We start from the raw sequence: 21,099 nt of genomic DNA on the forward strand, positions 1-21,099 counted from the left end.
CCTATTGATATCGTTGACTGGAACTAGGCGCTCTGCGCTTCGCTCTCTTCTGCCACCTGATTGGCGACCTCTTCATCACGCCGCAGTATCTCACCGGCCAGCGCCAGGTAGGCAATCGCACCACGCGAAGCCTTGTCGTACTTGATGATCGGCAGACCGTAACTGGGTGCCTCGGCGAGACGTACGTTGCGCGGTATTACGGTGCGGTAGACCTTCTCGCCAAAGTGTTCGGTGATCTGCTCCGAGACCTCCTTGGCCAGACGGTTGCGTGGATCAAACATGGTACGCAGCAGCCCCTCAAGCTCCAGATTGGGATTGATGCTGCGTTTGATCTTCTCAATCGTATCCATCAGCGCCGAGAGCCCTTCCAGCGCGTAGTACTCACACTGCATCGGGATCAAAACGCTCTGCGCCGCCACCATCGCGTTGACGGTGAGCATGTTCAGTGAGGGGGGACAGTCGATCAGGATGTAGTCGAACTGGTCACGTACGCGTGATAACGCCAGACGCAGTTTGTGCTCACGCATGCTCATTCCCATCAGCGCTACCTCAGCAGCAGTCAGGTCGGCATTGCCCGGTAACACGGTAAAACCAGCATCCTCGGAGTAGGTCATGACTCGCGCCAGATCGGCCTCTTCGGCCAGCACATCGTAGGCCGAGGTCTCGACACCGTTCTTATCGACACCACTACCCATGGTGGCGTTGCCCTGCGGATCGAGATCAACCAGCAGCACACGACGCTTTGTCGCAGCCAGTGAGGCGGCGAGATTAACGCTAGTCGTGGTCTTGCCAACCCCACCCTTCTGGTTGGCGACGGCGATTATCCTTCCCATGGTTTCAGTGATCCGCAGATATCGGGGCTTGAGAATATAACCGAAAAGCTCCGCGACTTCCCAACTCGCAGAGCGGATGAAAGATCAGACGCGTTCGATCCAGACCAGATGGCGATCGGCATCGAGTGTCGGCACATCGAGCTTGATCACCTCTTTAACGGTGAAGCCGTCAGGCAGCATCTCCAGCTCGGCGAGCGGGTAGACGCCCTTCATCGCCAGCAGACGCCCCTCGGGTGCCAGCAGTCCACCGGCCATCTCGGTCATGTTCTCCACCGTGGAGAAGGCGCGCGAAATGATCGTGTCGAAAGGCTGTTCAGGCTTGAAAAGCTCAACACGCTCATGCACAACTTTAACGTTCTGCAGCCCAAGATCGGCGACCGCCTGGGTCATGAAACGCGTCTTTTTGGCGTTGCCATCGAGCAGTACGATCTGCCAATCGGGACGAGCCAGCGCCAGTGGAATGCCTGGCAGGCCGGCACCTGAGCCGACATCGAGCAGCCGTGGTTCCTTTATATGTTGGAGTACAACCAGCGAGTCGAGCAGATGACGGGTGACCATCAGCGCCGGTTTCCGCACCGAGGTGAGGTTGTAGACGCGATTCCACTTCAGCATCAGCGCGATATAGTCCATGAACTTCTGCTGCACCTCTGCAGAGAGATCAAGATGGAGTGCTGCTAGACCTTGTTCAAACAGCTCCTCAGGAGCCGCTTCATTACCGTGCATAATCGCTTCTCTGTACCGTCATTATTCGAATTATGGTGTAGGGCGCATTAACGCCATTTCAGCCACAACGCTGACAATTCACTCAGCGTTAACAGGCCCATTAGCTTACGCCGATTGACGCACTTCGGCACCCCGTTTTTTCAGGTGTACCAGCAGCAGCGAGACCGACGCTGGCGTGGCACCGGGAATTCTCGCCGCCTGTCCCAGGGTAGTGGGACGGATCTCACTGAACTTCTGACACAGCTCAGCCGAGAGGCCTCGTACTGCACTGTAGTCGAGATCATCGGGGATCGCGCGCGCCTCCTGCTGCTTGTGACGCTCGATCTCCTCACGCTGGCGCTCGATATAACCGGCGTACTTGATCTGCGTCTCCAACTGCTCGGCAACGCGCAGATCCTCAACACCGGGACCGATCTCGGGCAGCGCCATCAACATCGCGTAGTCAAACTCGGGGCGCTGCAACAGATCAGCCAGTCGCTGCTCGCGTCTTAATAGGTTGCCACCCGCCTTTAGCTGATCACCCTGTGGCGTGTTCGGTCGCACCCAGGTGGCGTGCAGCCGCTGTCGCTCCTGCTCAATCGCCTCGCGCTTGGTCTCGAAGGCTCTCCAGCGCTCATCGTCGACCAGCCCCAGCTCACGCCCCTGCTCCGTGAGACGCAGATCGGCGTTATCTTCACGCAGCAGTAAGCGGTACTCAGCGCGCGAGGTGAACATACGATAGGGCTCATTGGTGCCACGGGTGATCAGATCATCGACCAGCACGCCAAGGTAGGCCTCATCGCGGCGCGGCGTCCACGCCTCACTTTCCTGGCTCTGCCTTGCGGCGTTCAGGCCTGCCAGCAGCCCCTGCGCCGCCGCCTCTTCGTAACCGGTGGTGCCGTTGATCTGGCCAGCGAAGAAGAGACCGCCGATGTAGTTGGTCTCCAGCGAGGGTTTCAGATCACGTGGATCGAAGAAGTCGTATTCGATTGCATAACCTGGACGGGTGATATGCGCCCGCTCAAAACCGCGCATCGAGTGGACCAGCGCCAGCTGCACATCAAAGGGAAGGCTGGTGGAGATACCGTTGGGGTAGAGCTCGTGGGTGGTAAGCCCCTCCGGCTCGACAAAGATCTGGTGGGAGTTTTTATCGGCAAAGCGCACGATTTTGTCTTCAATCGAAGGGCAGTAACGCGGCCCAACTCCCTCAATCACACCGCTGTACATCGGCGAACGGTCGAGACCGTTGCGAATAATCTCGTGGGTCTGCTCGTTGGTGTGGGTAATAAAGCAGTTGATCTGCTCTGGATGGTCCGCCGCTGAACCGAGGAAAGAGAAGACCGGCACCGGGTCATCACCTGGCTGTGGCTCCATCACCGAGAAGTCGACACTGCGCCCGTCGATACGTGGCGGTGTACCGGTCTTGAGCCGTTCGACCCGAAACGGCAGCTCACGCAGGCGGCGGGAGAGGGCGTTGGCAGGTGGATCACCGGCACGCCCACCCTCGTAGTTCTCCAACCCGATATGGATACGGCCGCCCAGGAAGGTACCTACGGTCAGCACCACGGCGGGCGCGTGAAATTTCAGCCCCATCTGGGTGACCACACCAACGACCCGATCATTCTCAACCACCAGATCATCAACCGCCTGCTGGAACAGGGTCAGGTTGGGCGTGTTCTCGAGTACGCTACGCACCGCCTGCCTGTAGAGCTGGCGGTCGGCCTGGGCGCGGGTGGCACGCACCGCCGGACCCTTGCGACTGTTGAGGGTACGGAACTGAATACCAGCACGGTCGGTCGCCTGCGCCATCAGGCCACCCAGCGCATCGACCTCCTTGACCAGATGCCCCTTACCGATACCACCAATGGCCGGATTGCAGCTCATCTGCCCCAGTGTCTCGATGTTGTGGGTCAGCAGCAGCGTGCGTGTGCCCATGCGGGCAGCCGCCAGTGCCGCCTCGGTACCGGCATGGCCACCGCCAACGACGATCACATCGAAATCTTGCTGATAAAACATGGAATTATTCCCGACAATCTTGATCCGTATTCTAGAGTCGACACACCGATAAACCAACACGGGAGCGATATTGCCCGCTCGTAAATAGGCTAGACTTGGGCATCATGGAGAATATTGGGGCACTATTAGACCAGCTTCGCACTGGTTATATCGGAGAGTTACCGGAGCGTTTCAGCTCAATCGAGCAGCTGATCATCGGTCTCAAAACAAGCGACGCCGTTGCCGATACGATGGCGCTACTCTACCGCGAAACCCACAGCCTGAAGGGCAGTGCGGGTACCTACGGCTGCCCTATCATTACGACCATCTGTCACCAGCTGGAAGATCTGCTCACCACCATAGGCGGTGAAGGTTTCAAACCCGATGAATCGACCATCGACAACCTGCTGCGTTATATCGACCTTTTCCACCAGGCACTCTCGATCATCACCAGCGATAACGAAGATTTTCACGCCATTACCGAAACCCTCATCGAGATCAAACAATCGGGGCTTGCTCAAAAACAGTGCCTCTTGATTGAGCCATCCCGTCCAATCACGCTCATGATCACCAGGGCGCTCGAAGAGCTCCATTATCGTGTCATACACCTCGACGATGGCTATTTGGCACTCGACCGCCTCCTCGACGAGCCGTTCGACCTGATTATCACCAGCCGAGAAATCAAACGCGTCAATGGTCGAGCCCTGATCGCTGCGGTGAAACTCTCAAATGGTCCTAACCACTCCACCCCGACGATGGTTCTAACCTCCAGCAACGATCTCCAAAACACCCGTGATACCGATGCCGACTACATCATCGTCAAGGATGGCAGGCTAATCGATCACCTCACCGAGGTCGTCTCGCGGCTAAGCAGGCGGGTTGCCTGACAAGCATCGAGCAATCGCTTCGAGTTAAATAAAGATTTTTTTACCTCGATCCACTAACATAGCGCCCCCTTTCATCTCCCCCCTAGGAGCAGGCGTGCAAGAGTACATTCCCGGTCAACGCTGGATTAGTGACACCGAGCTACAGATGGGGCTCGGTACCGTGCTAACCGTCGAGTTTCGCACCATTACCGTACTCTTCATTGCCACAGGCGAGACACGCACCTACGCCAAGCAGACCGCACCACTGACCCGCGTTATCTTCGCCCCCGGCGATACGGTCGAGAGCCACGAGGGGTGGAAGCTGCGCATCACCGCAGTGGAGGAGTATGAAGGTCTCTTCACCTATGTCGGCCTCAACGAGCAGGGCGACGAGGCCGGCCTGGAGGAGGGGCAGCTCAGCAGCTTCCTGCAGCTCAACCGCCCGACCCAGCGCATGTTCAACGGCCAGATCGATCGCGATCACCTCTTCGAACTGCGCTACCAGACGCTGCAGCAGCAGAACCGTCTCTCACACTCGGAGCTGCGCGGCCTGCTCGGTGCGCGCACCAGCCCAATCCCGCACCAGCTCTATATTGCCCACGAGGTAGCCAACCGCTACGCACCGCGCGTACTGCTGGCCGACGAGGTAGGGCTGGGCAAGACGATCGAGGCGGGGCTGATTCTGCACCACCAGCTGCTCAGCGAACGTGCCAGGCGTGTCCTGATCGTGCTGCCCGAGAGCCTGATGCACCAGTGGCTGGTGGAGATGGTACGCCGCTTTAACCTGCGCTTTAGCCTCTTCGATGAGGCGCGCTGCCTCGCCATCGAGGAGAGCAGTGGCCAGTCAAACCCGTTCCAGTCCGAGCAGCTGGTGCTCTGCGATCTTAACTTCCTTGCCGACAACCCCAACCGCCTGCAGCAGGCGCTTGAGGGGGAGTGGGATCTGCTGGTGGTCGATGAGGCGCACCACCTCGAGTGGTCACCACAGCAGCCGAGTCGCGACTACACCATCGTCGAGCAGCTCGCTGCCGAGACCAAGGGTGTGTTGCTGCTCACCGCCACCCCGGAGCAGCTCGGCAAGGAGAGTCACTTTGCCCGCCTGCGGCTGCTCGATCCCGACCGCTTCCACAGCTTCGAACAGTTTGTCGAGGAGGAGCAGCACTACGCCCCGATCGCCACCGCGGTTGAAGCCCTGCTCAACAACCAACCGCTCACCTCTGAGATCGAATCGACACTCGCGGAACACCTCGACGAGGGCGACAACCGCCAGCTACTCACCACCCTGCAGTCGGCCGAGAGCAGCGAGGCAGAGCAGAGCGCCGCACGCACCGCGCTGGTCGAACATCTGCTCGATCGCCACGGCACCGGCCGCGTGCTGCTACGCAACACGCGTGCCGCCGTCAAAGGCTTCCCCGAACGCCATCTCAATCGCTACCCGCTGCCGCTGCCACTGCCACAGCCCTATGCGGCCTGCCTTGAGCAGTTCCAGGGCAGCGGCCTCTCGGAGCCACAGTTGCTGCTCTCGCCCGAGCTGCTCTACAGCGCCAGCAGCACACCCGATAGCCAGCACTGGTGCGAGATCGACCCACGTATCGAGTGGTTACAAAAACAGCTCAAGAGTCTCAAGCCGGAGAAGGTCCTGGTGATCACCGCCAGCGCCGACAGCGCCCTCGATATTGCCGATGCGCTGCGCATCGGCAGTGGCATCCATGCTGGTGTCTTCCATGAGGGGATGAGCATCATCGAGCGCGACCGTGCCGCTGCCTACTTCGCCGATAACGAAGCCGGCAGCCAGGTGCTGATCTGCTCCGAGATCGGTAGTGAGGGGCGCAACTTCCAGTTCGCCCACCATCTGGTGCTGTTCGATCTGCCGCTCAACCCCGATCTTCTCGAGCAGCGTATCGGCCGCCTCGACCGTATCGGCCAGCACGAGACGATCGAGATACACGTGCCCTATCTGGAGCAGAGTCCACAGGCCGTCATGCAGAGCTGGTACCACGAGGGGCTCGGTGCCTTCGAGCAGACCTGCCCGGCGGGCCACAGCGTCTTCGTGCAGGTCGAGACGACCCTGGTCGAGGCGCTGCACCAGATCGACGAGGGGCTGGAGGATCTACCCGCGCTGATCGCCACCACCAGCGAGCTGCACCGCCGTCTCAACGAGGCGCTGCAGCAGGGGCGCGACCGCCTGCTCGAGTACAACTCCTGCCGACCCCACATCGCCAACGGCCTAAAGGATCAGGTAGAGGCGATTGACGATGAGACGGCACTCGATCTCTATCTCGATGGCCTCTTCGACGCCTTCGGTGTCGAGAGCGAACTGCACACCAGCATGAGCACCCTGATCCGCCCCGGCCAGCAGATGCAGGCCGGAGCACTGCCGGGGCTCACCGACGAGGGGATGGTGATCACCACCGACCGCGACACCGCGCTTTCCAACGAGGATATGCAGTTCATCAGCTGGGAGCACCCGATGATCAGCTCCGCCATGGAGGGGATCACCTCAAGTGAGCTTGGCAACACATCCGTCACCTCGGTGAACTACCCATCGATCACAGCAGGAACACTGTTGATCGAATCGCTCTACCTGCTCGAAAGCAGCGCCAGCAGCGAACTGCAGGCGGGGCGCTACCTGCCACCGACCACCATCCGCATCGTCATCGACCAGCACGGCAAACTACGCAACGACGACCTGCCGCACGAGGCGATCAACGACAATCGCGAACGGGTCAAACGCGGCACCGCCAACCAGATCATCAAGGCCTACAAGAGCGAACTCGAAGCACTGATCGAACAGAGCGAAAAATACGCAGAGGCCGAAGCCCCACAGATCATCGCCGAGGCACGCACCCAGACCGAACAGATGCTACACGGCGAGATCGAACGCCTCACCGCACTGCAGCAGGTTAATCCGAACGTGCGTCGTGAAGAGATTGAGTTCTTTGAACAGCAGTTGGCGGGAGTGAATGCGGCGCTGGAGTCAGCGACGGTTCGGTTGGATGCGCAGCGGATTATTATTACGACCTAACTAAACTCCGGATTACTACCTCGGCGCTAACTCGAAAGGTGTCGTTGTCGATTCAGTGAAGGGGAGACTGTGGTTATTAGAGGTTCACAATAGCCCATGCCTTCTTTATCAGGTTAACGGAATAGCAGTGATGACAACTATGGCTCATAAGGTGAACACGCACTCACCACCCCTGGTAGTCGATTTAGATGGAACACTCACACCAACTGACACACTTCTCGAGTCAATTCTTCTACAGATAAAAGCTTCTCCATTCACTTTGTTTCTTTTTCCGTTTTGGCTATTACTGGGAAGAGCACACTTTAAGCGAAAAATCGCTAATAACATCACACTCCCAGCAGAATTACTTCCTTATAATCAAGAACTTTTAAATTACTTAAAACAACAAAAAAGGATAGGGAGAAAGTTAATCCTTGCAACAGCAGCTCATGAGTCCATTGCATCAAAAGTATCTGCACACCTAAAAATATTTGATCAAGTATTATCGACAAACCTTAACGTTAATTTAAAAGGTAAAAACAAGCTATCCGCAATAAGAAATGCAGTTGGAAACGATTTTTCTTACGCGGGTGACTCACCAGCAGACCTCCCAATTTGGGAATCAGCCAAGACAGCAATTTTTGTAAATCTTAAAAATAAACACAAAGATCAGCTATCCGAATCGGTCATAATCGAAAGAGAATTCCATATACCTGGCCCCACACTGGTGGCATGGATTAAAGCCATTCGGCTTCACCAGTGGACAAAGAACATTTTACTCTTTATTCCTCTACTTACATCTTTTTCGTTTATAGATGCAGAAAAAAGCGCATCAGCCATCATAGGATTTTTAGCATTTTCTCTTCTTGCATCAGGAACATATATATTTAACGATCTTTGGGATATATCTTCTGATCGACAGCATCCAACCAAGAACAACAGGCCATTTGCTAGCGCACAACTATCGATAATATCTGGAATCATTCTAGCTGCCACGTTAGTAACAGCTGGGATAGTTACAGGTAGCTATCTATCATCTGATTTCACCTTAGTACTTATTTTGTATCTTGCTTTAACCAGCTTATATAGCTTCTTTATCAAAGAGAGTTTTTTATTCGACGCATTCACGCTATCTATTCTATACACCATGAGAATTATTGCTGGGGCAGTGGCGATCGGTGTCGATACGAGCCCATGGCTCTTAACCTTCTCATTGTTTATTTTTTTTAGTCTGGCATTAGTAAAAAGGTGCTCGGAACTAAAATCGATTCAAGACACTGACAGGGAACAGATAATTGGGAGATCTTATTGCACAAAAGATTTAGGTGCTATTTTTACACTTGGCGTAGGAACTGCAATTTCATCCGTCATTATTTTCGGATTATTTATCCTCTCAGATAACACGCAAGAACGATACCAGTCCCCTCATCTTCTTTGGCTAGCAGTACTAGGGTTATGTTATTGGCTTTCACTAATATGGATCAAAACAGCACACGGTGAAATGAATGACGATCCACTCATTTTCGTTTTCAGCAACATAAGAAGCCTGATCACCATTATCTTGATAGCAGCCATCTTAATAATTTCACACTTCTCGTCAATCGGAGATTTAGTGTAAAAATATTGTTATTTGCTCTGACAAGTGTAGAAATCTCAGTTTCAGCCCAGTTTTCATTGAAATCAGGTATCTCAAGGCCATACCCTGAAAACAGCTTTGTAGACGCTTACTCCGTAAAAGGTTTGTTCAGTATATTAACCAATGCGCATATCATCATTGTTTTCCAATTATATGCACTCGGGGCAATAATGTGTTTAGGTGCTTTATCGAAATGGAATGTTAGTAAGGCCCACCCTCTTGTGGGAATTGGTTTTCTATTGCCCTTAGCAACTGGCAACATCTCAGCGAGCAGGTTTATACAGGGAGACCTGTTGGTTTTATTTTTATTTCTATTGGTGTATGGCTAGTAGCCAACAATTAGAGAACATATTTAATTATGAGAACGACACCAAATACCCACGCCATTATTAAGACACTATTTTTCTTATCATGTCTCATTCTAATCGTTATTAGCATCTCACATTCATTCACTCGAAATATTGGTATTTACGATGAAGGTTTTGCATTAACAAACGCATGGCGAATAATGAGTGGTGAAATACCTCATGTTGATTATTGGGCTGCATACCCTCCTGGAACATCTCTTACTCTAGCAGCATTCTTTTATCTATTTGAGCCTTCTTTAATTATTGCCCGCTTTGTAAACCTTGGTTGGACAACACTTTTATTAAGCTCGTTTTATCTCACTCTTAGACATTTTACACATTACTGGAAAAGCTTACTCGGCACTGTGCTTGCGTCACTCTGGGTCTCATCCAGCTTATATCCATCCTATTCTGCAATTCCTGCTCTTGCGATTATATTCTTCGTTTTATTTATTTATTTTAAAGCCATCAAGTCAGAGACCAATTCATTACTCTACCTTGCAGGTTCTGTAGCAGGGATAAGCGTTATTTTTCGACATGATTTTACTGCTTATCTCTTTATTTCTTGCCTGTTTGCATTAACACTACTTCACTTTACACATTCTCATACAGGCCAGGACAGGTTAATAATCAGGAAGACAGCAACATTCTTGCCGGGGAGTCGCTATTTTTGCGAAAGTTTGTTTTGGGCATCCAAGCCCAAGCAAACAGCAAAACTAACGCGACCGTTTATGCCTTCGGCGCCCCGACCGTCCTGCGTTCGTTGCGTAATCACCTCTTCGCTGCTCTACACAACTCCCTCAGTGACTCTACGCCGACATAAAGCCGCTGCTGCATCTTCTTCGTCGTCCGCTCGCGCTCTCAACTACGAATAGGCAGACGGCGTCGACTATCGGGGACTAACCGCCCTCACTTCGCTCTCCATGGCGGTCAGCGACTGTTTTTCTTATCACATCTCTTATATCTCTTTTTCTTCTACTAATGATAAGTGGTTGGCATAATTTTTATGAGCAAGCCATAAAGTTTCCTGCCACTGGAATGAGAGATCACCGGCTTTTACCTGTTCCAGGATTTCTGGAATTCCCCCATCATCTTAAGAAGTGGCTATTAGCGTGGACGGCGCCTATTTTGTGCGTCTTTACTTCCTCATATCTGTACATTTTCAGAAACAAAACAACTCTAATTATAAAAACAGCTTTATTAATATTGTTATGCATGTCGTTTTTTCTTACCTTTCAAGCACACAGCAGGCTTGATATGACTCACGCCGTTCCATCTATGCTTTTCTCTATTCTCTTATTAGCAACACTCAGTTCTTCAATAAGTGAACATGAGCTAAAAGTCATTAAATTGATAGATGTGACGCTCTTGACATCATTAATACTGATCACCTTATTTCTTTGCTTAGATAGAATAAAAACCAAGAATTCATATAACTGCGCTGTCAATCTCACAGAAAATTCATGTGCCAGAGCTCACCCTTTACAGGAAGAGGTTGTTGACTACATTTGGGATAACCACTCAAACTCTAACTACATTTTTGTTGGCAACACATATCATGACAAGATATTTATCAATGATGCATCATTATACTTCCTCTTAAAAAAGCCAATTCCTGTCATGTGGAATGAGATGCATCCTGGCATCGTAACAACCAGTGAAGTTCAAAAAGAAATAATCGACCAACTCAATAAAAAAGAGGTAAACATTATAGTTCTATCACAAATGCCTACACCACAAGAAAACAACAAAAGCTCTATGTCCAGCAAAATCCACATACTAGATAGATTTATCGCTAAAAACTTCCATGTCATTGCTAAAAACACAAGGTATTCTATTTTAAAACGGACAGTCGATTAAGCACTATTAATCATCTTAAACAATCATGCTTAATAAAGAATCCGAAGGGCTGTATAGTCGGACGCACCTGAAGATAACCGGGTCAGAGAACAGTTGTTTCTTATATTTGAGAATATTGCTCTCTGATCCGGTTTTTGACCCGGTTTTAATAGCGCACAAACTCACATTAATGTTCTTCACCGAAATAATCCATTTGAATTAGCCTTGGTGCAGCAATGACTTCAATTACATCAAGTATTTCATATGCAATGTGGACAACCTCACCCTCATATCCACATGAGATATCTTGCTTTAAATTAACCCTCAATGAATCCCCGGCTGAACCATAATATCTTTTCTTTGGAACATCGCCAGCCAGTCCGTATTGCGAATTTTAGCTTCAATTGAATGACCTTGATAACGAAGCGCCCATTTTGAATTACCTAGATAGTCAGGCTTTTTAACTTTTACAACACGAATACCTTCACTCGTTATCACCTCTCGCGTTAGTACTTCACGAATAATTTGGTGTGATATTGCAAGATTTCCATTGAATTTCGCATATCCGTATTCAGAACGATATTCTAATGAATCTTCGCTTTCCAAGCGCTTAAGTGACAACTGAATAGTATTTATGTGCGTTAGTAGCTTTCTTGTTTCTATAGAGCTATAGGCTGGAAGTTGTTTTGCATCTGTTTCTTCTGCAATAGAAATAATCTCTCCCTCCAGCTCGCGAATTTGATCAATACTCTCGATTCTCTCATTTTCTTTCGCACCACTTTAGAATTTTGTATTTTGCTTTATGGAGAAAGTGACCTATAATATTTCTAATACTCGACTCTTTTAGGGCATCGTCAGGTATGTCTTTTACAATATCCCTTATTTTAGCCTTTATTGACCCTGAAACAACATCATCCAAAACCAGAGTTGGCTGATAATAAGGACTAATAATTCTTGCAAGATCAGAGTCAGGACTCTGCATGGAATCAATAACATCAGCCATTGCATGAAAAACTCGTGATGGATCACCATCTGCTGGCTTGAAATCCAAATACAGCTCAAATCCTTCTATGTCCATCATAATTCCCTCGTCATTCTAACGATCGGCCTTTATTTGATCTTCCGATATATATTCCTAAGAAGTTCTTTTTCGTTTTCGTCTTTAGCAACTGTTCCTCTCAGAACAACATATGCCATCTCTTTCACATCATCTAAGCTCCTATTTGGAACTCTAATAATATCTTTATAATCGTGCCATTTAATACCTTTCTCTTTCAAAATCAATTGAAATGCATATCTGCTCTTATCGCCATAAATTCTAATCGTGTGATGATTATATTTACCTGAAATATATCGCTTTCCTTTTGGGTGCACCCTCACTCCAGTATGTCTCATGAATATATTTACTTACTTGCTTATATGTTTTAACAACCGAACTACTTAATAGCTGGTCTTCTTGTGTTAAATGCTCAATACATGTACTACCAACGAATCCATACCCAATTTTAGGGTGATAGGTTTGATGAGAGTACCTAATTCCATTTCCACATCCTTGACGTTCACATACTCCATCTAGGCCACCTAAATCATCAATTGAAATAAGTGTCCAGCCTCGATTAGGTTCAATTATGTCATGCTCTCTGGCGTGACACCCTTTACACAATGTTCTACAGTCGCTAAGCGGATAATCCCATGGAGCCTTTCCCTCAATATAATGCTCATGGTGTATCTGGAGTATCGTTTCCTGTCCAGATCGTCCACATTACAAACACTTGAATCCATCCCTTTGTTTCACTTTATTAGAGAACTGCTCCCAGCTTGTATTTGCATAGACTTTCCTTCGTCTACCCATTCCTTACAATCTCCATTTTATTCATTTGTAGCTGACGTTTTGTAAGTTCTGTGTGTCAGACTCTATTGATCATAAAGTTTTACACAACTTTGGAGCTTTCGTGATTGGTCGCCTGTTATCTGGTTCAGCTGCTGGATCACCACCAATTCTGAGTCCTTTGTATAATACCCACCAAGCCCGTAGATGACACATTCCATCCTCTTTGCACATGCTCTGTAGCAATCTATCTGCAGGATCTCGATATATGTCGTTATCCAGGGTGACTCTCTCATTAATTGGTAGAGCGCATCATGAACAGAGAACCTCGCATAAAGTCACGCGTATCTATTGTCGGACCTGAAGGACCATCCACGCATAGCCTTTAGATAGAGTCAGCAATCCATCCTTGGTCAGGGTGATATACCCAGATGGAGATGAGACATCTTCTTCAGGCCTTATTGTTATCGTAACCTCATATTGTTCTACCAACTGATACTTGTAACCTTTTTATATGATATGCATTCCATTGCTTTTCCTTTATTTCCATTCGAACGCACGATGATCATGCATGACACCACGAGCACTCACTATTCATGCTTGACCATAACTTGCTTTGGGGATGTTTGTTGGGTGTTTGCATCCTGCAAGACTTCTTCCTGTTGTGCGATCACGGCTAGCGCATGATCATTTTTCGTTATGTTGTGTAGCTGAGATTACTCAAAACTACTGCTGTTGCCAAACGATGGTGTTTACTTACGTCGATGCAGACGAGCATCGCAGTGATTTCAGGATGAAGTGAGCAGCTGTTTGAGCGCAGCGAGTTTCTGCTCACGCCTGAAATCGTGAGAAGGCCGCTCTCGCACGTCCATGTGCTTCGCGGCACTCGTGCATCCTGCACTTCGCGCAAGGAACCCGAAGGGCTGCATGGTCGGATGAGTTTCTTTCCACCATTTCTTTCTAAAAGAAATGGGGTTGCTGCCTTACACATAAAGTCAGCCATCAAGACTTAACATGATAGGGCAGTAATACACGACGGTGCTTCTATTGATGTTTATAGCGACTCAACACACGCGTGGGCACAAACCATACACTTACTCTACGTACCGCAAAATTAGCGGATGATAAGTATATATAGGCTTATCGGTGGTGAGGGTACGAGATCGAATGGATCTCCGACCATCTGCTAAATACTGAGATCCAGCGAATCAGCTTGTTTACCCGGATTTCGTTTCACTACATCCGGGCTACTTTCAATTAACGCGCGGGCTCAAACAGCATGCCCAACCTACGAAAACCACCCACCAATAAAAGGGCACGCCCCAAAGGGCGCACCCATCACCACCTGGCTGCATTCAGCCAATCAAATCAGAAGCCGATCAAACCACGCTGCCGAAGCTTTTGTCGGCTGCGCCTGCCGGTGCCTTCAGGCCCGCCAGTCTGCAACCCTGCGCAATCGGTCCACCTGGGAAGATTGTGTAGAGGTAGTTAAGACCTCCACTGGCATGAAACTCTTCATCAAGTGCATCGTGCAGGGCGCGTACATTCACCTTGCCGTCGTGCTTGGAGAAGTAGTCCTGTAGTGCGCGAATCGCGTGCCAGTGCTCATCTGAGAGACTAATCGCTTCACTGCCTGCCACTTCGACCGCCTCATCACGCGACCAGGTAACCGGAGCGGTCGGGAAATCGGGATCTATGTTCCTTGGGTGTAAAACATCGTGCATCGTCTGTAACATCTCTATCACCTCCTTATTAGCCGTAGGGCTTTGGTGATAGAAGTGTAGACCAACTATTAGACTCTGCTATTTATAAGTCCTTATAAATTAACTGTTTTAGGGTTATTCACCCCCTCTATCAACTTGACCGTGACGCCTGATTGCCACGACCGCGTCCACGACCACCGCCGCCACCGCGTTTCTGACCGGAACGGTTGGCAGGGCGATTGCCACCGCCGCCCGCACCACGCCCCTGTCCACGACGCCCCTGATTCTGGTTCTGCCCACGGCGCTTCATGATCGGTTCTGCCTTGATGGTCGGATCGGGTTCATAACCGTCGATCACCACCTTCGGCAGCTCACGTTTGATCAGACGCTCAATATCACGCAGCAGTTTTAGCTCATCGACGCAGACCAGTGACATCGCCTCGCCCTCATTACCGGCACGGCCGGTACGACCGATGCGGTGCACGTAGTCCTCCGGCACGTTGGGCAGTTCGAAGTTGACCACGTGGGGGAGCTGGTCGATATCGAGCCCGCGTGCGGCAATATCGGTTGCTACCAGCACACGAACCTCACCACTCTTGAAGTTGGCCAGTGCACGGGTACGCGCGCCCTGGCTCTTGTTGCCGTGGATCGCGGCGGAGGTGATGCCATCACGCTCGAGCTGCTGGGAGAGGCGGTTGGCACCGTGTTTGGTGCGGGTGAAGACCAGCACCTGCTGCCAGTTACCCTCGCCAACCAGCTGCGAGAGCAGCTCGCGCTTACGCTCACGATCGACCGGATGCACGACCTGCTCGACCAGTTCCGAGGCGGTGTTACGACGCGCCACCTCGATCAGCTCGGGTTTGCGCAGGATGCCGTCGGCGAGGCGTTTGATCTCGGAGGAGAAGGTTGCCGAGAAGAGCAGGGTCTGGCGGTCCTTAGGTAGCAGGGCGAAAACCTTGCGGATATCGTGAATGAAGCCCATGTCGAGCATGCGATCCGCCTCATCCAGGATCAGGATATCGACCTTGGAGAGGTCAACGGTACGCTGACCGGCATGGTCGAGCAGACGCCCCGGTGTTGCCACGAGGATATCGACACCACGACGCAGCTTCTCGATCTGTGGGTTGATCTTCACCCCACCAAAGATAACGGCACTCCTCAGTGGCAGGTGTTTACCGTAGGTCACCACACTTTCGTGGACCTGTGCGGCCAGCTCTCGGGTGGGTGTGAGTACCAGCGCACGCACCGGGCGCTGCCCCTTGCCCTGCGCCTCTTCGGTGAGGCGTTGCAGCATCGGCAGGGTGAAACCGGCGGTCTTGCCGGTGCCGGTCTGTGCGCCAGCCATAATATCTTTGCCAGCGAGAATAATGGGGATGGCCTGCTTCTGCACAGGCGTTGCTTCGGTGTAACCATTTTCGGTGACCGCACGAACGATTTCGGCCGAGAGACCGAGACTATCAAATGACATTTTTTGGATTGCTCCTGATGAGCCTACCCGTCTCAAATCTAAGCGGGCCGGTCCAGGCTGAATAACTTGGAAAACTTCTAGAATAACCGGATGGTCATGTAGATCGACGCAGACCGGAGTGCGTCGGAGGTGGCGCAGCTTAACAGATTATCTACGCCAGTTGGTTTTTATTCCTTGTCGATGACCTGACTGATCACCCTCAGTACCTCATTCACATCGATCGGCTTGGTCAGATACTCGTCGAAACCCTCGTTGAGACCCTTTTCGATATTACCCGGCAGGGCGGCGGCACTGATCGCAATCACCGGAATCTTCTCAGTTAGGGCATCTCGCCGCAGCTCGTGCAGTGCCTCGATACCGCTCATGCCCGGAAGGTTAACATCCATCAGGATCAAGTTGGGCAACAGACTTCGGGCCAGCTCCAGCCCATCTTCTGCATTGCTGGCTGAAACCAGACCGACGTGTTCCACCTTCTTCATCAGACGTTCTATCAGACGTAGATTGGCTGGATTATCTTCAACGTAGAGCACCGTATATTCGTGGTCCACATTCGCAGCTATCTGATAGTTAATCTCTTTGTGCGCACCGACTAACGTGCTCTCGCTAGCTAGCTCTTCATCGACTGCCAACGGAAGTTCAAACCAGAAGGTAGAGCCCTTACCCTCAGCGGTTTCGAAACCGAGATTACCGCCCATCATCTGTACCAACTGTTTGGTAATTGAGAGACCGATTCCGGTCCCCTCAATCTCACCACCCTCCGCATTGAGTCGGTGGAAGGGTTGGAACAGGTTATCGAGTAGATCCTTGGGAATACCGTGTCCAGTATCGGTCACCAGGATACGCAGATAATGCTCTGGTATAACCTCACTCTCGAGCACCACACTGCCACCCTCACGGTTATATTTAATCGCGTTGGAGAGGAAGTTGAGTAGCACCTGGGTGATACGGGTACGGTCGGCATGCAGCGGGGGAAGGTCGATGCCCGCCGTTCTGTCCTCAAAGGTGACGCCGCTCTTTTTTGCCAGTGTGTTGGCCATCACCCGGCAGCTCTCAATCGCATCATTGGCGCTGATATTCTCGATTGAGAGGGAGAGCGTTCCACTCTCTATCTTGGCCAGATCAAGGATCTGATTAATCAGCTCTAGCAGGTGTTCACCCGCCTTACTGATGTAGGTGAGCGATTCGAGTTGATCCTCATTGAGTGGTGACTCTGGATCACTCTCAAGCAGCTGACTGAAACCCAGGATGGCATTGAGCGGGGTACGTAGCTCGTGACTCATTGATGAGAGGAAACTCGACTTCGCCTCATTGGCGGACTCCGCCTCAAACTTGGCACTGCGCAGTTGATCCTCGGCATGTTTTCGTTCGGTGATATCGCGCATGATGCCGACATACATCCGTCCACCCGCTATATCGATACCGGAGACGTTGAGCTCCATGGGGAATTGACGCCCATCGCTGTGCTGACCAAATAGATCCCGCGCCTTATTGATAATACGCGGCTCATGCAGATCGGAGTTGTGCACATAGTCGTCATGTGCGGCACGCTCATCCTTCGGCAGCAGCATATTGACGTTCTGCCCAACCACTTGCGCTTCGCGATAACCAAACATGGCGCAGGCAGCCGGATTGATAATCTGAATTAATCCACGTGGATCGATCGTAACGATGCCGTCAGCACTGTTCTCGATAATTGAACGGGCACGCGCCTCACTCTCCGCCAGTGAGGCCTCTGCTCGCTGATGCGCCTCAACTCGCTCTTCGAGTGCATGGGTTCGCTGCTGAACCTCTCTGCTCAGGTCATTCTTGATGGCGACCAGGGTACGGTGTCGCCAGACTCCAAACAGCAGCAGTGTGGTGATAAATATGGCTGCAAATACCCACAGCAGCAGCTCTTTGGTCCAGAAGGGGGGCGGCGCTGCAAACCAACGATGGTAGATGGTTCGATACTCCGCTGAAGTCACAAACGCTGAAACCACCTCATTCAGCGTGGTCAGCAACTGCGCCTCACCCTTGCGCACTCCTATCACCCGTTTGATCTCTGTGAGTGGTGCAGCTGTAGTCGCCAGTGCACGCTCCTGCTTCGCCTCGGTCGCCAGTTTCCAGCCTACGGGTCCCGGATAGATCAGCGCATCGAGCTGGCCCGAAAGAAGTGCAAAGAGCGCCTGCTCAAAACTCTCGTACTGGGTCGCGTTAAGATCGTCGCGTTTAGCAACGATCTTGGCGCCGACATTCGATTTCACCACACCCACACTTCGCTCAATGAGATCATCCACCGTCTGGATCGACGCCTTGCTCTCACTACGGATAAAGATCGAAATCGGGAAGGTCTCGACGGAGGCGGTGAAATCGAGGAATGAGCGACGGCTCTCTGTTGCACCAACGTTGGGGATCAGATCAACCCCGCCCACCTTCGCGGCTGCAAACACCTCTTTCCATGTGGGCATGACACGGTATTCGATCTGCAGATCCGCTTCGGCGGCCACGGCATCCATTACATCGATGGCAAACCCTGTTGGGCGACCCTCTCTATCCAACTTGTAGTAGGGGGGGAACGATTCGGGAACAGCGGCTATTAAACGCTGAGATGTCGGATTCTCCTCAGCCGCAGCAAGCGGAAACGCAGAGAAGAGCGCCATCAAAGTGATGGCGATTGAGAACAATCCTCTCTTCCAGCCTGTTGATCGATACATTGTTTATTAATTCTTAGTATTCAAAGCGTGCAGCTGCACTGAAATCCCCTACAAATCTTATTCTATACAAAAACAGTCGGGAACTTAACTGGGGATCGTAAACAATTGTATAAGCAATCGACGTAGATAACCCTAGCGGCTCGGTCGAGCCTTTTGAGACGACACGGGTGGTGTCAGTAGAGTTCGAGCCGTGATATCTCGATCTCGGCAACCAGCGTACTACCGGCCGTTTTTATCAACTGTCGCTTCACGGCGGAGAGCGCTTCGACCCTGAAGGTCTCCTGATCCTGCTCACTGATGTGATCTTCAATGGCGTGGCGTTTTACAAAATCGGTTAACAGCATCATCACTGCCGACTGAATCGCCGGTCGATGTCGTTTAATCAGCTTGCGTTGAGAGGCGTCTTTGGCGGTCACGATCACTGTCACCGTCAGATAATGCTCTCCCTGCTCATCGACATTGACGGTAACCGGGGCAATCGCAACCCTAGCAGTTCCCACATGCTTATCGACTTGATTGAGTCCTGCGATATTACGATAGGCGGCTGCATCGGTTTCACCATCAAGCGGTCGGACCAGATGCTTGGCAAACTGAACCGTGGCACTATCCTCTCGCTTATCTTCACCCCACTTGAACTTCTCCATCAGGCTGCCGCCTTCGAAGCCACCGAGTAAGAAGAGCAGTGCAAGTGCTACCACAACCAGCAATAGCAACCCGCCCTTGAGAGCAAGCCTAACCGCCACACCCGAACTACTCTGCGGCTGCGCACTCCCTCGCTCTTCTCTCTCGTCGATCATCGGTTCCGCATATTGCTGTTGCACTAAACCGAAACTAATAGAAGTACCTCTTTAAGCGTGTGTACATCGGTCACACTTCCTTGCGCCCAAAAAAAAACCGCCACACGGGCGGTCTTTTCTGTGACGGAGTCGGCAGAAATCAGCCGGCAGAAAGTACCTTCTCCGCCGCCTCGATTGCTGCGCCACGGCTGTGACCCGCACCCAGACCACTCAACACGTTGTCGAGTGCACTGAGACAGAGACGCACATTTTTCGCATTGGCGGCGTGGCCCATCAGACCGATACGCCATACCTTGCCCGCCATCGGACCGAGGCCCGCACCAATCTCGAGGCTGTAGTCGTTAAGTAGCTTGCCACGTACCACCGCATCAGCGATCCCTTCAGGAATCTTCACCGCATTGAGCTGTGGCAGACGATCCGCCTCAGCCACGACAAACTCCAGACCCAACGCCTCAAGGCCTGCACGCAGTGCCATGTGGTAGTGTTTGTGACGTGCCCATGAGTTCTCCAGACCCTCCTCTTTGAGGATCAGCAACGACTCGTGCAACGCATAAAGTGCATTGATCGGTGCGGTGTGGTGGTAGGCACGCTTGGCACCCTCACCCCAGTAACCCATCACCAGATTGAGATCAAGGAACCAGCTCTGCACCTTGGTCTCACGCCCCTTGATGTGCTCAAGCGCACGCTCACTGAAGGTGACTGGCGAGAGGCCAGGGGTGCAGGAGAGGCACTTCTGCGTGCCGGAGTAGACCGCATCGAGCCCCCACTCATCGACCAGCAGTGGTGTACCGCCGAGTGAGGTAACGGTATCGGCGATGCTCAGGCAGTTATATTTACGCGCCAGCTCAGCAAGGCCCTTGGCATCGGACTGTGCACCCGTTGAGGTTTCGGCATGGACAAAGGCGAGCACCTTGGCATCGGGATTCGCCTTGAGCGCATCCTCGACCTTATTGAGATCGATCGCGGTGCCCCACTCATCCTCGACCATGATCGCCGTGCCACCGCAGCGCTCAACGTTCTCCTTCATGCGACCGCCGAAGACGCCGTTCTGCGCCACCACGACCTGGTCACCCGCCTCAACCAGGTTGGCAAAGCAGCTCTCCATACCGGCCGAGCCGGGTGCCGAAACGGGCATGGTCATCTGGTTATTGGTCTGGAAGGCGTACTGCAGCATCCCCTTCAACTCATCCATCATCGCGACGAAGACGGGATCGAGGTGGCCGATGGTGGGGCGGCACATCGCCTCCAGAACACGCGGGCTCACATCGGAGGGGCCGGGGCCCATCAGGGTTCGCTGGGGTGGGTGAAAGGTACGCTCAGTCATCTTGTTGTCCTTCTCTATGTTCATGAATTCTTAAACTTCTACAAAAGCTGGGGGCAAATCCTGA

General features: G+C 51.9%; 16 protein-coding genes. 5 read left to right on the forward strand and 11 right to left on the reverse strand.

The genetic code is table 11. The features are described 5' to 3' along the window. Positions 1-23: 23 nt before the first annotated feature. From HUE57_RS02780 to mnmG, 3 genes are all read right to left on the reverse strand, one after another. Positions 24-833, reverse strand: coding sequence for a ParA family protein (locus HUE57_RS02780; protein ID WP_078484289.1), 810 nt, complete (start codon positions 831-833; stop codon positions 24-26). A gap of 84 nt (positions 834-917) precedes the next feature. After that, complete coding sequence (gene rsmG, locus HUE57_RS02785) at positions 918-1,556, reverse strand: 16S rRNA (guanine(527)-N(7))-methyltransferase RsmG (RefSeq protein ID WP_078484290.1); 639 nt, start codon at positions 1,554-1,556, stop codon at positions 918-920. A 105-nt stretch (positions 1,557-1,661) separates the two neighbouring features. After that, positions 1,662-3,551 carry a tRNA uridine-5-carboxymethylaminomethyl(34) synthesis enzyme MnmG gene (mnmG, locus tag HUE57_RS02790; RefSeq protein ID WP_078484291.1) on the reverse strand — a complete coding sequence of 630 codons (1,890 nt, stop codon included), beginning with the start codon at positions 3,549-3,551 and terminating at the stop codon, positions 1,662-1,664. Between the two features lie 104 nt (positions 3,552-3,655). On the opposite strand from mnmG, the gene HUE57_RS02795 reads away from it, so the two are divergent. The 5 genes from HUE57_RS02795 (at position 3,656) to HUE57_RS02815 (ending at position 11,243) form a co-directional block, all read left to right on the forward strand. Continuing rightward, positions 3,656-4,417: a hybrid sensor histidine kinase/response regulator gene (locus tag HUE57_RS02795; RefSeq protein WP_078484292.1), complete on the forward strand. Its 762-nt coding sequence runs from the start codon at positions 3,656-3,658 to the stop codon at positions 4,415-4,417. Positions 4,418-4,511: 94 nt separating this feature from the next. Further along, a complete protein-coding gene (gene rapA / locus HUE57_RS02800; RefSeq protein WP_078484293.1) occupies positions 4,512-7,421 on the forward strand; it encodes an RNA polymerase-associated protein RapA in 2,910 nt (969 codons plus the stop codon). A 130-nt stretch (positions 7,422-7,551) separates the two neighbouring features. After that, on the forward strand, positions 7,552-9,018 hold the full coding sequence (locus HUE57_RS02805) for a UbiA family prenyltransferase (protein WP_236725727.1): 1,467 nt from the start codon (positions 7,552-7,554) through the stop codon (positions 9,016-9,018). A 1,045-nt stretch (positions 9,019-10,063) separates the two neighbouring features. Continuing rightward, positions 10,064-10,258 (forward strand): hypothetical protein, encoded by a 195-nt coding sequence (locus tag HUE57_RS02810; RefSeq protein WP_174672681.1) that lies wholly within the window; start codon positions 10,064-10,066, stop codon positions 10,256-10,258. A 382-nt stretch (positions 10,259-10,640) separates the two neighbouring features. Beyond that, complete coding sequence (locus tag HUE57_RS02815) at positions 10,641-11,243, forward strand: hypothetical protein (protein ID WP_174672682.1); 603 nt, start codon at positions 10,641-10,643, stop codon at positions 11,241-11,243. A 303-nt stretch (positions 11,244-11,546) separates the two neighbouring features. Here the strand turns inward: HUE57_RS02815 and HUE57_RS02820 are convergent, their stop codons facing one another. From HUE57_RS02820 to HUE57_RS02855, 8 genes are all read right to left on the reverse strand, one after another. Beyond that, entirely contained in the window at positions 11,547-11,828 is a 282-nt protein-coding gene (locus tag HUE57_RS02820) for a hypothetical protein (RefSeq protein WP_236860672.1), read from the reverse strand. A gap of 154 nt (positions 11,829-11,982) precedes the next feature. Then, positions 11,983-12,303 carry a hypothetical protein gene (locus tag HUE57_RS02825; RefSeq protein WP_174672684.1) on the reverse strand — a complete coding sequence of 107 codons (321 nt, stop codon included), beginning with the start codon at positions 12,301-12,303 and terminating at the stop codon, positions 11,983-11,985. A gap of 29 nt (positions 12,304-12,332) precedes the next feature. Then, positions 12,333-12,596, reverse strand: coding sequence for a hypothetical protein (locus tag HUE57_RS02830; RefSeq protein ID WP_174672685.1), 264 nt, complete (start codon positions 12,594-12,596; stop codon positions 12,333-12,335). A gap of 1,833 nt (positions 12,597-14,429) precedes the next feature. Continuing rightward, positions 14,430-14,786, reverse strand: a complete 357-nt coding sequence (locus HUE57_RS02835) for a TusE/DsrC/DsvC family sulfur relay protein (RefSeq protein ID WP_078483488.1) — start codon at positions 14,784-14,786, stop codon at positions 14,430-14,432. 118 nt (positions 14,787-14,904) lie between these two features. Further along, positions 14,905-16,221 carry a DEAD/DEAH box helicase gene (locus HUE57_RS02840; protein WP_078483489.1) on the reverse strand — a complete coding sequence of 439 codons (1,317 nt, stop codon included), beginning with the start codon at positions 16,219-16,221 and terminating at the stop codon, positions 14,905-14,907. A 167-nt stretch (positions 16,222-16,388) separates the two neighbouring features. After that, positions 16,389-18,884 (reverse strand): PAS domain S-box protein, encoded by a 2,496-nt coding sequence (locus HUE57_RS02845; protein ID WP_174672686.1) that lies wholly within the window; start codon positions 18,882-18,884, stop codon positions 16,389-16,391. A gap of 203 nt (positions 18,885-19,087) precedes the next feature. Continuing rightward, complete coding sequence (locus tag HUE57_RS02850; protein WP_078483491.1) at positions 19,088-19,711, reverse strand: flagellar basal body-associated FliL family protein; 624 nt, start codon at positions 19,709-19,711, stop codon at positions 19,088-19,090. A 139-nt stretch (positions 19,712-19,850) separates the two neighbouring features. Then, positions 19,851-21,035, reverse strand: coding sequence for a pyridoxal-phosphate-dependent aminotransferase family protein (locus HUE57_RS02855; RefSeq protein ID WP_078483522.1), 1,185 nt, complete (start codon positions 21,033-21,035; stop codon positions 19,851-19,853). Positions 21,036-21,099 lie beyond the last annotated feature (64 nt).

The sequence above is a fragment of the Candidatus Reidiella endopervernicosa genome (assembly GCF_013343005.1).
GTDB lineage: Bacteria > Pseudomonadota > Gammaproteobacteria.